The organism is Afipia massiliensis, assembly GCF_014203115.1.
Lineage (GTDB): Bacteria > Pseudomonadota > Alphaproteobacteria > Rhizobiales > Xanthobacteraceae > Afipia > Afipia massiliensis.
In genome coordinates, this window is sequence record NZ_JACHIJ010000005.1 from 363,772 (window position 1) to 377,259 (window position 13,488).

At 62.0% G+C, this 13,488-nt stretch carries 12 protein-coding genes; 6 read left to right on the forward strand and 6 right to left on the reverse strand.

The features are described 5' to 3' along the window. Window positions 1-4 precede the first annotated feature (4 nt). A complete protein-coding gene (locus HNQ36_RS18640; protein ID WP_184087440.1) occupies window positions 5-2,068 on the forward strand; it encodes a hypothetical protein in 2,064 nt (687 codons plus the stop codon). A 76-nt stretch (window positions 2,069-2,144) separates the two neighbouring features. On the opposite strand, the gene HNQ36_RS18645 is transcribed toward HNQ36_RS18640, so the two are convergent. Continuing rightward, window positions 2,145-2,366: a hypothetical protein gene (locus tag HNQ36_RS18645; RefSeq protein ID WP_006018966.1), complete on the reverse strand. Its 222-nt coding sequence runs from the start codon at window positions 2,364-2,366 to the stop codon at window positions 2,145-2,147. A 284-nt stretch (window positions 2,367-2,650) separates the two neighbouring features. On the opposite strand from HNQ36_RS18645, the gene HNQ36_RS18650 reads away from it, so the two are divergent. From HNQ36_RS18650 to zigA, 3 genes are all read left to right on the forward strand, one after another. Continuing rightward, window positions 2,651-3,022, forward strand: coding sequence for a DUF2946 family protein (locus HNQ36_RS18650; RefSeq protein ID WP_184087442.1), 372 nt, complete (start codon window positions 2,651-2,653; stop codon window positions 3,020-3,022). 110 nt (window positions 3,023-3,132) lie between these two features. Then, complete coding sequence (locus HNQ36_RS18655; RefSeq protein WP_184087444.1) at window positions 3,133-5,475, forward strand: TonB-dependent receptor; 2,343 nt, start codon at window positions 3,133-3,135, stop codon at window positions 5,473-5,475. 211 nt (window positions 5,476-5,686) lie between these two features. Beyond that, window positions 5,687-6,895: a zinc metallochaperone GTPase ZigA gene (gene zigA, locus HNQ36_RS18660; protein ID WP_184087446.1), complete on the forward strand. Its 1,209-nt coding sequence runs from the start codon at window positions 5,687-5,689 to the stop codon at window positions 6,893-6,895. Between the two features lie 2 nt (window positions 6,896-6,897). Here the strand turns inward: zigA and HNQ36_RS18665 are convergent, their stop codons facing one another. Both HNQ36_RS18665 and HNQ36_RS18670 read right to left on the reverse strand, forming a co-directional pair. After that, window positions 6,898-7,416 (reverse strand): GNAT family N-acetyltransferase, encoded by a 519-nt coding sequence (locus tag HNQ36_RS18665; RefSeq protein ID WP_184087448.1) that lies wholly within the window; start codon window positions 7,414-7,416, stop codon window positions 6,898-6,900. Between the two features lie 56 nt (window positions 7,417-7,472). Continuing rightward, window positions 7,473-7,958, reverse strand: coding sequence for an NUDIX domain-containing protein (locus HNQ36_RS18670; protein WP_184087450.1), 486 nt, complete (start codon window positions 7,956-7,958; stop codon window positions 7,473-7,475). 118 nt (window positions 7,959-8,076) lie between these two features. Between HNQ36_RS18670 and HNQ36_RS18675 the strand changes: the two genes are divergently transcribed. Continuing rightward, the gene (locus tag HNQ36_RS18675; protein WP_184087452.1) at window positions 8,077-8,976 is read left to right on the forward strand and encodes a metallophosphoesterase family protein; all 900 of its coding nucleotides are present in this window, start codon (window positions 8,077-8,079) and stop codon (window positions 8,974-8,976) included. Here the strand turns inward: HNQ36_RS18675 and HNQ36_RS18680 are convergent. The 3 genes from HNQ36_RS18680 to HNQ36_RS18690 form a co-directional block, all read right to left on the reverse strand. Continuing rightward, a complete protein-coding gene (locus HNQ36_RS18680; protein WP_184087454.1) occupies window positions 8,973-9,560 on the reverse strand; it encodes a hypothetical protein in 588 nt (195 codons plus the stop codon). The two genes, HNQ36_RS18675 and HNQ36_RS18680, sit on opposite strands and share 4 nt — an antisense overlap. A 197-nt stretch (window positions 9,561-9,757) precedes the next feature. Then, window positions 9,758-9,967, reverse strand: a complete 210-nt coding sequence (locus HNQ36_RS18685; protein ID WP_019198688.1) for a DUF4170 domain-containing protein — start codon at window positions 9,965-9,967, stop codon at window positions 9,758-9,760. Window positions 9,968-10,154: 187 nt separating this feature from the next. Next, window positions 10,155-11,573, reverse strand: coding sequence for a helix-turn-helix domain-containing protein (locus HNQ36_RS18690; RefSeq protein WP_184087456.1), 1,419 nt, complete (start codon window positions 11,571-11,573; stop codon window positions 10,155-10,157). A 150-nt stretch (window positions 11,574-11,723) separates the two neighbouring features. On the opposite strand from HNQ36_RS18690, the gene HNQ36_RS18695 reads away from it, so the two are divergent. Continuing rightward, the gene (locus HNQ36_RS18695) at window positions 11,724-13,364 is read left to right on the forward strand and encodes an isocitrate lyase (protein ID WP_184087458.1); all 1,641 of its coding nucleotides are present in this window, start codon (window positions 11,724-11,726) and stop codon (window positions 13,362-13,364) included. Window positions 13,365-13,488 lie beyond the last annotated feature (124 nt).

Here is a 13,488-nt window from a genome sequence, read left to right on the forward strand (position 1 = left end):
CATTATGCAGTACGGCATCGCCTTCGCGCCTCTCGTTCCCACACTCGTGCTGTGGATCGGCCTTGCTGCGATCGTCGTGATCGCGGCTGTGCTGATGGTGGCGCGTGCACGCGGCGCTGCAATCCGCATTGCCGCGCTGGCGCTGATCCTGCTGGCGCTGGCCAATCCGTCGTTCACGCGCGAGGAGCGCGAACCTCTCTCGTCGGTCGTCGCCGTTGTGGTCGACAAGAGTCCGAGCCAGAATTTCGGCGAGCGCACCCGCGAAACCAACGAGGCGCGCGATGCGCTGGTTGACCGGCTCAAGCAGATCAAGGGGATCGAGGTTCGCACGGTCGAAGCTGGACAGGCCGACGGCGAAACCGACGGCACAAAACTGTTCTCCGCAGTCACATCGGCGCTGTCCGATGTGCCGACCGACCGCGTTGCCGGCGCGTTCCTGATCACCGACGGGCGCGTTCATGACATTCCCGCCAATGCCGCCGCTATCGGCTTCAACGCGCCGGTTCATGCTCTGATTACAGGCCGCAGCAACGAGCGCGACCGCCGCGTCGCCATCGTCGCCGCACCTCGATTTGGCATCGTCGGCCAGACCCAGACCATCACCTATCGTCTCGACGATCAGGGCGTGACCGGCCAGAGCGCACGCGTCACGGTCCGGCGCGATGGGGATGTGCTCAGCGAGCGCGCGGTGCGCAGCGGCGAGCAGGTGAGCGTCACTATCGACATTCCGCATGCCGGCCCGAACATCGTCGAGATCGAAGCCTCGAAACTCGAGGGCGAACTGACGCCGGTGAACAACCGCGCCGTGGTGTCGATCGACGGCGTGCGCGACAAGCTGCGCGTGTTGCTGGTCTCCGGCGAGCCTCATTCAGGGGAGCGCACCTGGCGCAACCTGCTGAAGTCGGATGCCAGCGTCGACCTGGTGCACTTCACCATTCTGCGCCCGCCCGAGAAGCAGGACGGCACGCCGATCAACGAACTGTCGCTGATCGCCTTCCCGACGCGCGAACTGTTCCAGCAGAAGATCAACGAGTTTCAGTTGATCATCTTCGATCGCTACGCCCGGCAAGGTGTGTTGCCGATCTCGTATTTCGACAACATCGCGCGCTACGTGCGTGGCGGCGGCGCGGTGCTGGTGTCCGCGGGTCCTGACTACGCCAGCCAGACCAGCATCTGGCGTACGCCGCTGGATACGATCCTGCCTGCCGAACCGGTCGGCGTCACCGAACAGGCCTTCACGGCGCGCCTGACCAATATCGGCAAGCGCCATCCTGTGACGCGCGGGCTTGAAGGCTCCGGCAGCGAACCGCCGCACTGGAGCCGCTTCTTCCGCCTGATCGACACCCGCAATCCCGCCAATCCGCCGATCATGGAAGGCACCGACGGCAAACCGCTGCTGTTGCTGTCGCGGCAGGGTGAAGGCCGCGTCGCGCTGCTGCTGTCCGATCACATCTGGCTGTGGGCGCGCGGCTATGAAGGCGGCGGCCCGCATCTCGATCTGCTGCGGCGGATGTCGCACTGGCTGATGAAGCAGCCGGACCTCGACGAGGAAGCGCTGCGCCTCAAGGTCGAAGGACGCGATCTCGTTGTCGTGCGACAGACCATGGCCGACGCCGTGGTGCCCGTCACCGTCACTTCGCCGTCCGGCGTGACGCGTCAGGTCAACCTGACCGCGGCCGATCCCGGTGAATGGCGAGCCTCGCTCAGCGCCGATGAACTCGGCCTGTGGCAGGCGACCGACGGCTCGCTCAAGGCGCTGATCAATGTCGGCCCGGTCAACCCGAAAGAGTTCGCGGAAGTCACATCGACGACCGAAGCGCTGCGTCCGCTGGTGCAGGCAACCGGCGGCGATACCCGCCGCGTAGCTGACAGCGGCAGCATCGATCTGCCGCGCGTGCTGCCGGTGCGCGCCTCGACGGTGTTTCGCGGAGAAGGCTGGCTCGGGGTGAAGATGCGCGATGCCAGTGTCGTGCGCGGCATCGGCGTGCTGCCGATCTTCGCCGGCCTGATCGGGCTGCTGTTGCTGCTCGGCGCATTCGCCAGCACCTGGCTGCGCGAAGGCCGCTGACGGTTTCAACCGGCATCAGCCATTGGCCGACTGGGTCAATGGACACCCGGTCAGAAAAATCATCGAGAGTGAGAGATTACGCGGCCGAACGCCGTGCCACTGCGACCGACAGCATCGAGATAAGCTCCGACAACGGAACATGAATGCTGACTGGCTTCAGCTTGAGCTGGAAGGTCATGATGGCTTCGTGGCAGCGAAGTCCCTTCCCGCCTTTGACCAAGCCTAGATCCCGAATGAGCTTGTAGGTTTTACCGTCAGCCATTCGCACAAGACGGACGTTCTCAAAATACTTGAGCATTCACGCTCTCCTCGCACGAATGAGAACAGCCGTTCGTTACGATTCGGTCAACCATACCGCCCGCATCCGCACGCCCGATCCGCCGATCACTGGCACTCCGCTGGCGGCATTGGCGACCCCGAACGATCTTTGCCCTGTGTCCTTTTGGCCTCGTGCGGCCGCCTTCTTCGGCAAGCCCAGCCTTCCCGTGTTGACACCCCGCCCCCGACCGGCGATGTTATATTATAACATCTGAAACCGGCCCTATCAGGACCGGATGCGGATGGGACGGGGCGTAATTCCTGATGAACTGGCTGAGATCAAAGGCGAAAAGGCTATCGCTGCTGGCGCTGTTTGCGCTGGCGCTGCAGCTTGGCCTGTCGTTCGGCCATACCCATCACGATGTCGCCGAGGCTGGTATTTCGGTTTCTGCGAGTCTGTCGCTGGCCTCGACGCCTGACGCCGATCACGATGATCACGATCATCAGGGCGTCCACCGCGACCTGTGCGCGATCTGCGCCACGGTCGCGATGGCCAACACTCTCATTGCAGCGGCCCCGCCATCGCTGACGGTGCCCCTGGCGATCACGGCGCTGCAAACCGCGTTTCATCCCGAAGCCATCGCATCCGACTCCCGCCGGAGCGCATTTCGCTCCCGCGCACCTCCGCAAGCCTGACTCGAATTGTTGTCCGATCCCGACATTCGCCGCGCAGCGGTGATCGCGGGACATTCGAGGTGAGCCGCCCGACTCCGCAAAGACGGACACGGCATCAGGATCAAAGCATCATGTCGTACAAGTTTCTTCGTGCCTCATTGGCCGGCGGCTCCGCCGTCGCGATGGCGCTTCTCGTCAACGGCGCTGCGCGGTCGCAGCAGGCCGATCCGGGCGCCGGCACAACACTGCCTGAGATCGTCGTGCAGGCGCCGAGTCCTATCCAGCGACCGCACCAGCATCGTGCGCAGCCTGGCCGCACCACGACCGCAGCGCCGCCTGCGGCACCTGCGCCCAATCCGGAGACCTATGCGGGCACGCTGCCGATCGTTACCGATCAGTTCGCCACCGTCACTGTGGTTCCGAACGAGGAAATCCGCCGCAGCGCGGCTTCGACGCTCGGCGATCTCCTGAACAACAAACCCGGCATCACCGGCTCGTCGTTCGCGCCCGGGGCATCGAGCCGCCCGATCATTCGCGGACTCGACGTCAACCGGGTCGGCATCGTCGAGAACGGCATCGGCAGCAACGGTGCATCCGATCTCGGCGAAGATCATTTCGTGCCGATCGATCCGCTGTCCACCAATCAGGTCGAAGTCATTCGTGGGCCGGCGACGTTGCGTTACGGATCGCAGTCGATCGGCGGCGTAGTCAGCGCCAGCAACAACCGCATTCCTGAAACCCTGCCGTGCAGCGCGGTGCCATCGATCCAGACCTACGGATACAACGTCAAGGCGCCGCAGCTTTCAGCTTCGAACCCCTGCGCCAGCTTCGAGGCGCGCTCAGCGCTGTCGAGCGTCGATCGTGGACGTGAAGGTGCTGTGCTGCTCGATGCAGCAGGAAACAACGTCGCGATCCATGCCGACGCCTTCGCACGCAAGACCGAAGACTACAGCGTACCGAATTCGCCTTACCGCTTCGATCCGAGCCGGCCGTTCGCGGGCAAGCAGCCGAACTCCGCAACACAGTCCGATGGCGCATCGATCGGTGGGTCGTACTTCTTCGCGGGCGGCTTCATCGGCGCGGCCGTGCAACAGAACAACAGCATTTATGGTATTCCCGGCATCGACGGCGAAGAGCACCGCACCCGCATCAGCGCGCGGCAGACCAAGCTGACGGTGAAGGGCGATTACCATCCGAATTCCGCCGCCATTGAGGTGATCCGTTTCTGGGCAGGCGCGACTAACTACAAGCACAACGAAATCGGCCTCGCCGATCCGGCGGATTTCTCCAGCGACGGCGTGCGCCAGACCTTCACCAACAAGGAGCAGGAAGGCCGCGTCGAAGTGCAATTCATGCCGCTGAACCTGCGTTTCGCGGCACTGACCACTGCGGTCGGCGTGCAGGCGTCGCATCAGGAACTGACCGCGCCAAGCCCGGACGATCCGGGCAGCCCGCTGAACGGCCTGTGGGATCCGAACAAGAACACCAAGGTCGCGGGATACATCTTCAACGAACTGAAGTTCAGCAAAATCACCAAGGCGCAGGTGGCGGCCCGCATCGAGCAAGTCAATCTGACCGGCACCACGCCGAGCTTCATTCCGGAGTTGTTCGATCTCAACGTCGATCCTGCCGGGATCGGCCCTGCCACGTCGCGCAACCTGAATTTCACGCCGATGAGCGGCAGCGTCGGCCTGATCCAGAATCTTCCCTGGAATCTGGCGGCCAGCATCACCGGCCAATACACCGAACGCGCACCCAAGCCTGCCGAGCTATTCTCGCGCGGCGGACACGATGCCACCGTCACCTTCGACATCGGCAATCCAAATCTCGGCATCGAGACCGCGAAATCGATCGAGGTCGGATTGCGGAAGGCGACGGGACCGTTCCGGTTCGAACTGACCGGTTATGTCACGCGCTTCGACGGCTTCATCTATCGGCGGCTGACCGGCAATACGTGTGAGGACGTCGCGTGCGTCGCAGGCCCCGGCCTCGAACTCAACCAGGCGATCTACTCGCAGAAGGACGCAAACTTCCGCGGCGCTGAATTCCAGTTCCAGTACGACGTGCTGCCGGTCTTGGCCGGACAATTCGGCGTCGAGGGACAGTATGACATCGTGCGCGCCACCTTCACCGACGGCACCAATGTGCCGCGCATTCCGCCGCAGCGGCTCGGCGGCGGCATCTACTATCGCGACGCCAACTGGCTCGCGCGCGTCAACCTGCTGCACGCCTTCGCGCAGAACAACATCGGCGACATCGAGACATCGACGCCGGGTTACAATCGCCTGAAGGCCGAACTGAGCTACACCACGAAACTTGCCAAGACCGACTGGTGGGGCGCGCAGGAGTTCACGTTCGGCGTTGTCGGCGACAACCTGCTCAACGAAGACATCCGCAACTCCGTGTCCTACAGCAAGGATCAGGTCCTGATGCCGGGCCTCGGCGTGCGCATGTTCGCGAATGTGAAGTACTGAACGTCGCAGCGTCGATCGCAGCAATCGTTGGCTACGATCGACGCTGCAAGATTTCTGGATTCTTCTCAAAGGATCCAACTCTCTTGGCCCTCCGCCATAGTTCAGCCTTCTGAATGTTATGTTATAACATTACATTATCACGAAACAGGTGCTGCGTTGGCTGCTTCCCGTTCCTCCCGGCTTCGCGCCCTCAACAGGCTCTTTGATCTCGATGCAAAAACTCCCCGTCACTGTCTTGTCCGGCTTCCTCGGTGCGGGGAAGACGACGCTCATGAATCACGTGCTGAACAACCGTCAGGGCCTGAAAGTGGCTGTGATCGTGAACGACATGAGCGAAGTGAATATCGACGCCGACCTCATTCGCGATGGCGGTGCGAATCTGTCCCGGACTGATGAGAAGCTGGTCGAGATGACCAACGGCTGCATCTGCTGCACATTGCGCGACGACCTGCTGAAAGAAGTCCGCGCGCTCGCTGAAAGTGATCGCTTCGACTACCTGCTGATCGAATCGACCGGCATCTCCGAACCTCTCCCGGTGGCCGCGACATTCGACTTCCGTACCGAAGACGGCGAAAGCCTTTCGGACGTCGCGATCCTCGATACGATGGTGACGGTCGTCGATGCCGTGAATCTGCTGCGCGATTACGCCTCAACGGATTTTCTGAAAGACCGCGGCGAATCCCTGGGCGACGATGACAAACGCACGCTCGTCGACCTGCTCGTCGAGCAGATCGAATTCGCCGACGTAGTCGTGCTGAACAAGGTCGATGACGCAACCCCGGCGCAGCGCGACGCTGCACGTCAGATCATCCGATCGCTCAATGCGGAAGCCGATATCGTCGAGACGAGTTTCTCGCGCGCGCCATTCGAGCGCATTCTTAACACCGGCCGTTTCGATTTCGAGCGGGCGCAACAGCATCCGCTGTGGTTCAAGGAATTGTATGGCTTCGCCGACCATGTGCCCGAAACGGAGGAGTACGGCGTAAAGAACTTCGTCTACCGCGCACGCCGTCCGTTCGACCCGGTGAGATTTCACAAATTTCTGCACGAAAGCTGGGGCGGCGTGATCCGCGCCAAGGGGCACTTCTGGATCGCAACGCGCCCGGAATGGCTTGGCGAAATCAGCCAAGCCGGCGCCATCGTCAAAACCGAAGCTTTGGGGTTCTGGTGGGCGAATGTCCCGGCGGACCGCTGGCCCGACGATCCGTTCTGGCGGCAATCGCTCAAGAAAAACTGGAGCGACATCTATGGCGACCGCCGTCAGGAGATCGTCTTCATCGGCACCGGCATGAATGAAACCGAGATCCGCGCGCGACTCGATGCCTGTCTTGTGGACGGTAAGCCCGGCATGAATATCAAGGAGTGGGCGAAGCTGGCCGATCCGTTTCCCAGATGGCGGCGCGCCGATGAACTCGCGTAGGGCTAAAGCGCCCGCGCGAATGTCCAGTCCGGCCGGATGGCGCCGCTGACGCCTTCGAATGCGCCGTCGACCAGTTCGCGTACCAGAAGCCGCGCGTGATCGACCGGTCCCGGCATCGTCGCCCGCCCCTTTGGAATCCGCTTGAAGCCGGCGCGGCTGTAATACGCTTCGTCGCCGACCAGCAGCACCAGACTATGCCCCTTCGTCTTCGCATCCTTCAGGGCGCGCTCAAGCAGCGCACGGCCGACGCCACGATCCCGAAATGGTGGTTCGACCGTCAACGGCCCGAGCAGCAGCGCTGGCGTATTGCCGACACAGACCGGCAACTGCCGCACCGAGCCGACCATCAGCGTGCCGATCCGCGCGGTAAATGACAGGTCGAGCAGATGATCGACATGCTCGCGCAGACGATAGGCGCTGAGTGCGTAACGGCCGGGGCCGAACGTACGTTCGTGCAGGCGCTCGATGGCCTGCTCGTCGCCGCGGGTCTCGGCCAATATGGTAAGGGAAAGATCGGACATATCAGACGGCAGATAGCATCTGACGCGGGCACGGTCCATTGCCGAGACCGGCATATTTAGATCCAGTCCTCGATCAAAGGCTTGCTATCCAGCACTTCGGCGATCCGCGCCCGCGTGCCGCGGGTGGTCTCCGGCGGCAGTTCGGCCACGGCGAAGAACCCGCACGCCACGATCTCGTGGTTGGGCTTCGGCATCTGGTCCTGCCGGTACTGGCGCACGACATAGACCGCGACATGGTCGCGCGGCGACACCCGGCGGTTGAAGAACAGCCCGTGAAGCAGCGGCTCGCCGGTCATCTCGATGCGGCCCTCCTCGATCAGTTCGCGCCTGAGCGAACTCAGAAAGGTCTCGCCGGTCTCGACCCCGCCGCCCGGCAGGTGCCAGCCGGAAACGTAGCTGTGCTTGACCAGAAACACGCGATTCTCGCCATCGAGCACGACCGCGCGCACGCCGAGCGTCATGCCCCGGGCGAACCGGGAATAGAAATGAAAGACGCGCCGGAGCAAAGGCTCGAATCGCAGCCTGGCATCCTGAATACTCATCGTGCGAGATTCCGTCCGGCGATCATGTTATGTCAGTCTGTCCCCGAACGAATGGTATGAGGACGCTGGTGGCGAACTGGAGCGTGATAGCATTTCAGCCTGTAACGGTCACGTTGCAATGACGTCATTCGTGCTCGCGCATCTGTCCGATCCGCATCTCGGCCCGATGCCGCGGCCGCGCCTGCGCGAACTCGCGGGCAAGCGCGCCATCGGTTATCTCAACTGGCAGCGCAAGCGGCACATGATCCATCGCCGCGACGTGCTCGGCGAACTCGTCGCCGACATGCAGGCCCAGCGGCCCGATCACATCGCGGTCACCGGCGACCTCGTCAACATCGCGCTGCCACTGGAATTCACCGAAGCCCGCAGATGGCTCGAGAGCGTCGGCGCGCCCGAGGATGTCTCGCTGGTGCCGGGCAACCACGACGCCTATGTGCGCGGTATCCGCGAGCATTTCCCGTATTCGTGGGCGGATTACTTTCGCGGCGACGGTATCGCGGCAAACAGCGATGCCGCGTTTCCCTATCTGCGCCGCCGCGGCCCGCTGGCGCTGATCGGCGTGTCGACTGCTATTCCGACCGCGCCCTTCATGGCAACCGGGCGGCTCGGCCAGCAGCAGCGCGGCGATCTTGAAAAACTGCTGCAGCAACTGGCAACCGAGAAGCTGTTTCGCGTGCTGATGATCCATCACCCGCCGAGGACGTCGCCCGGGCGATGGGCGGCGCGGCTGCGCGATTCTGATGAACTGCTGGATCTGATCGCACGTTACGGCGTCGATCTGATTTTGCACGGCCACGACCATCGCCATGCCACGGTCTGGCTCGACGGACCACGTGGGCGCATTCCGGCTATCGGCGTCCCGTCCGCATCAGCGATGGCGCACGGGCACAATCATCCCGCCGCCTACAATCTGTTTTCAATTGAACGCGCCGATGGCGCATGGCGCTGCGATCATCGCGTGCGCGGATTTGCCGACGGCATGATGCTCGGCGAGATCAAGGATGAACGGCTGATTTAAATTCCGCGCAGCGCCATCACGAGCGCGAAGCCGAACAGCGCGGCTAGGCCCGCCGCGAATCCGAACGCGAATGTCCACACAGCGTTGCGGCGTTTCGCGGGCGCAATCGTGGAGACCGCAGCGGCTGAAACCGGTGCTGGTGCTGTCGCCTGGGCCGGCGTCACCACCATCGCGTGCTCGCGTTCGATCAGGCGGCGCGCGATATAGTCGGTCACCGCATCGACCATCACCGGGATGTCGTGCGATTCGGCGATCACGATACGGCCGAACCGGGTGTCCTGCGTGAAGCGATAGATGCGCTTGTCGCGGCCCATCGCAATATGCGCCACGGCGTCGATCCACAGCCGCGGCGTGTCGCCCTGACTGATGCCGCGGTCGAACAGATCGACCCCCGGCGGAATTTCGGAGAACAGCGAATCGAGCGCCTCGTGCAGAATCTCGAGCCGGGCGACCTCTGCGTCACGCAGATCCACCACGACCCCGGTCCGGTCCGCGGCTTCGATTCGGGCTTTCCGCAGCGCGTCGCGCAACCGAACCGGGCTCGGTTTGCCGGCCAAATCGTTCGGGGCGCTCTGTTCCGCCATGATCTGAAAACCTCGGGTTCGATAGCTTTGTTTTGACCCGTTTAATCTATCAGTAACCCTGTTCCCCGCAAAGGTCCCAGGCGCTTTCGTGGCTCAGTTCGCGGCGTTGTTCATGTCCCAAAATGAAAAAACGGCCCCGTTCCCATGCGGAACAAGGCCGTAAAATGGGGCGGGCGACGAACCCCGCCCGGGAGCTATCAGGTGCTGCTGGTACGGTGCGGTTCTTCCACAATGGAGAAACGCACGCCCGCGCGATGGCGGTTTTCTTCGGAGACGACACGCCAGGCATCCTCGGCCTCCTTGCGGGTCTTGAACGGACCCTGGACCTGAGCCGAGCCTTCCACGAGTTTGTGGAAGTTCATCGAGCCGAACTCTCCGCCAATCACCCAGAAATTGCTGCCGCTCATTTGAGTCTCCGTCAGTTAGCTTGAAGTGCAATAGACTGTTCTGTGAACATGATCGTTTCGGAAAATCAATCCACTTCCCGGTTCATGCTCGGCATTTCAGCCGCGTGCGCCTTCGTGTCGTGTATTGATCCTGGACTATATCTAGTCACGTCGACGCCGTTTGTAATGCAAATTCTGCAATAATCAATCAATCGGACGAGAACCCGAACGGAACGCTGAGCCGCCGGTAGTCGTCGGGAAGCAGTTCACGGCCGATCGGAAGTTCAGATCGCGCCGCGCATGTCGGACGATGGCAGACGCGGCATGCGACGCCAATCGGCGTTGGCGCATCGGCGCGAGGCCCGGTTTCATCACTGGTATAGATCAGCTTTCCGGCGTGTTCAGCGGCGCAGCCTATCGCAATGGCACGCTCCACGCGCACGGCGCCGAACGAGCCCCCACCGGCGGTGACTGTGCGGGCAATGGAAAAAAACCGCTGACCGTCAGGCAATTCCAGCCACTGCGTCACGATCTGACGCGGCGTTTTGAAGGCGCCGTGAACCGACCACAGCGGACAGGCTCCACCATGTTTTGCAAAGGGAAAGCCCGCGCCGTCGAGCAGTTTCGAAATATTGCCGGCCGGATCGACACGGATCAAGAAGAACGGGACTTTTTCCGAACCCGGTCTCTGCAACGTCGTGATGCGATGCGCGGTTTGTTCGAAGCTCGTTCCGAACTGACGCGCCAGCGCCTCAACATCATAACGACGCGTCTCCGCTGCTTTCGCGAACGCCGAATACGGCATGATAAGCGCCGCGGCGGCGTAACTCGCAAGCGACCGGTGCGCCAAGAGTTCGCCGCTCTTGGTGGAGAACTGGCCGGCTTTCAACGCTGTACTCATCTCGTCTTCAAATTCGAGATAGGCAAGTTGCTGCGCCAACTGGAAGTTGAAGCTCGCGGTGTCGAGCGAGTCGTCAAACAGGATTTCCTTGCGGTGACGGTCCAGCCGCCTGACAGAGCCGAGCATGACATCGGGCGGCAGATGGCGAACGCGAAGATTATGACGACTGCTTAGCCTTTCGATAAACCAGCCCGTATCCGCAGGGCCGTGCAAAATACGCTCGGCCGCGTCGTCGAGATCCGCGAAGTTATTTCGGCGGGCAGCCAGAAACCGCCGGACTTCCGCAACCGGATCGTTGACGTCCAGACCGCCCCGGCTCGAAAGCGATTTAGCGCCTTCTGCCAGCGCGAGCTGTTCTTCGCGGTAGGCCGTATAGAGCCGCAGGAATGCCTCTGCCAGTCCCGGATAGCCGATTGCGATATCGCTGATTTCAAGCGGTGGGATATCGATGTCGGCGAACATCGGTTCCTTGAGAACCGCCTGCATACGGGCCGTATGATCGGCACCGCCGTCACCCGCCAGATCCGCGAGATCGATCTTGTATGTGCGGGCGAGGCGCAGCAGCATATCCGCCGTCACCGGCCGCTGATTGCGCTCCAGAAGCGCCACGTAAGGCGCGGATATATCCAGATCGGCCGCCATATCGGCCTGCGTCAGTCCCAGGTCACGCCGCAGCCGCCGCAGCCGCGGCCCCATAAAAACCGAGCGGATTGTCGATGTCGCCATGGGCGGTCATCCTGCCAAACTAGCCAAATTGTAAAATAATTACAGCATTACAATTAAAGTTTGTAAAGTCTGACAAGCTATCTTCAAAGCCTCTAGCGGTTGGCCGGGCAATGCGTTGAAACATTGGTAACTTCACAAGGGATCACAACCATGAATTACCAATCGCGCGGACTTACCGACCAAGCAATTCAGGGCCCGGCTTCCTACCAGAGCGAAATCGCTGCGGCGGAAACCCTGCTCAAGGACAAGGGCACGTGGAACGGCGTGACCGCCGAAGCCGTCGCCCGCATGCGCCTGCAGAACCGTTTCAAGACCGGTCTGGACGTCGCCCGCTACACCGCTGACGTGATGCGCGCGGATATGGCTGCCTATGACGCGGATCCCACCAAGTACACACAGTCGCTGGGTTGCTGGCACGGCTTCATCGCCCAGCAGAAGCTGATCTCGATCAAGAAGCATTTCGGTGGCAAGACCGACCGACGCTACCTCTACCTGTCGGGCTGGATGATCGCAGCGCTGCGCTCGGAGTTCGGTCCGCTTCCGGATCAGTCGATGCATGAGAAGACCTCGGTGCCGGCGCTGATCGAAGAACTCTACACGTTCCTGCGTCAGGCCGACTCGCGCGAGCTCAACGATATCTTCCGCGAACTCGACGCTGCGCGTAAGGCCGGCGACAAGGCCAAGGAAACCGCGCTGATCGCGAAGATCGACAACTTCCAGACCCACGTCGTGCCGGTCATCGCCGACATCGACGCAGGCTTCGGCAATGCGGAAGCAACCTATCTGCTCGCCAAGAAGATGATCGAAGCAGGCGCGTGCGCCCTGCAGATCGAAAATCAGGTGTCCGACGAAAAGCAGTGTGGCCATCAGGACGGCAAGGTGACTGTGCCGCACGAAGTCTTCCTCGCGAAGATCCGTGCGTGCCGCCACGCATTCCTCGAAATGGGCGTGGACAACGGCATTATCGTGACCCGCACCGACTCGCTCGGCGCAGGCCTCACGCAGCAGATCGCTGTCAGCCACAAGCCGGGCGACCTCGGCGACCAGTACAACAGCTTCCTCGACTGCGACGAAGTTGACGCGTCCAAGATCGGCAACGGCGACGTCATCATCAGCCGCAACGGCAAGCTACTGCGTCCGAAGCGTCTGCCGAGCAACCTGTATCAGTTCCGCTCCGGCACCGGCGTCGACCGCTGCGTTCTCGACAGCATCACCTCGCTGCAGAACGGCGCTGACCTTCTGTGGATCGAAACCGAGCGGCCGAACATCGCGCAGATCGCCGAAATGGTCGATCGCGTCCGCGAAGTGATCCCGAACGCGAAGCTAGCCTACAACAACTCGCCGTCGTTCAACTGGACGCTGAACTTCCGCTGGCAGGTGTTCGACGAGTGGAAGGCGGCCGGCAAGGACGTCAGCAAGTACAACCGCGCCGAGCTGATGAAGGTGGAGTATGACGAGACGCCGCTGGCGATCGAAGCCGACCAGCTCATCCGCACCTTCCAGGCAGATTCGGCCAAGCGCGCCGGCATCTTCCACCACCTGATCACGTTGCCGACCTATCACACGGCAGCGCTGTCGACCGATAACCTCTCGAAGGAATATTTCGGCGACCAGGGCATGCTGGGATACGTGAAGAACGTTCAGCGTGCGGAAATCCGCCAGGGTATCGCCTGCGCGAAGCACCAGAACATGGCCGGCTCCGACATCGGCGACGACCACAAGGAATACTTCGCCGGTGAAGCAGCACTGAAGGCGGGCGGCGCCCACAACACAATGAACCAGTTCGGCTAACGAACGGCTCGACACAATCACAAAAACAGAATGCCCGGCCTCAAGCCGGGCATTTTTGCATCTGGTATCGAGTTGATGTCGCAGCAGGTCGTCGGCTAACGGAGCACCTCGATTATTTTCGTCA

What these genes read in the sequence shown, in the direction of transcription:
- HNQ36_RS18675 (WP_184087452.1), top strand. Translation starts at nt 8,077, where the DNA reads ATGACGTCATTCGTGCTCGCGCATCTGTCCGATCCGCATCTCGGCCCG.
- HNQ36_RS18640 (WP_184087440.1), top strand. Translation starts at nt 5, where the DNA reads ATGCAGTACGGCATCGCCTTCGCGCCTCTCGTTCCCACACTCGTGCTG.
- HNQ36_RS18645 (WP_006018966.1), bottom strand. Translation starts at nt 2,366, where the DNA reads ATGCTCAAGTATTTTGAGAACGTCCGTCTTGTGCGAATGGCTGACGGT.
- HNQ36_RS18695 (WP_184087458.1), top strand. Translation starts at nt 11,724, where the DNA reads ATGAATTACCAATCGCGCGGACTTACCGACCAAGCAATTCAGGGCCCG.
- zigA (WP_184087446.1), top strand. Translation starts at nt 5,687, where the DNA reads ATGCAAAAACTCCCCGTCACTGTCTTGTCCGGCTTCCTCGGTGCGGGG.
- HNQ36_RS18665 (WP_184087448.1), bottom strand. Translation starts at nt 7,416, where the DNA reads ATGTCCGATCTTTCCCTTACCATATTGGCCGAGACCCGCGGCGACGAG.
- HNQ36_RS18685 (WP_019198688.1), bottom strand. Translation starts at nt 9,967, where the DNA reads ATGAGCGGCAGCAATTTCTGGGTGATTGGCGGAGAGTTCGGCTCGATG.
- HNQ36_RS18680 (WP_184087454.1), bottom strand. Translation starts at nt 9,560, where the DNA reads ATGGCGGAACAGAGCGCCCCGAACGATTTGGCCGGCAAACCGAGCCCG.
- HNQ36_RS18670 (WP_184087450.1), bottom strand. Translation starts at nt 7,958, where the DNA reads ATGAGTATTCAGGATGCCAGGCTGCGATTCGAGCCTTTGCTCCGGCGC.
- HNQ36_RS18655 (WP_184087444.1), top strand. Translation starts at nt 3,133, where the DNA reads ATGTCGTACAAGTTTCTTCGTGCCTCATTGGCCGGCGGCTCCGCCGTC.
- HNQ36_RS18650 (WP_184087442.1), top strand. Translation starts at nt 2,651, where the DNA reads ATGAACTGGCTGAGATCAAAGGCGAAAAGGCTATCGCTGCTGGCGCTG.
- HNQ36_RS18690 (WP_184087456.1), bottom strand. Translation starts at nt 11,573, where the DNA reads ATGGCGACATCGACAATCCGCTCGGTTTTTATGGGGCCGCGGCTGCGG.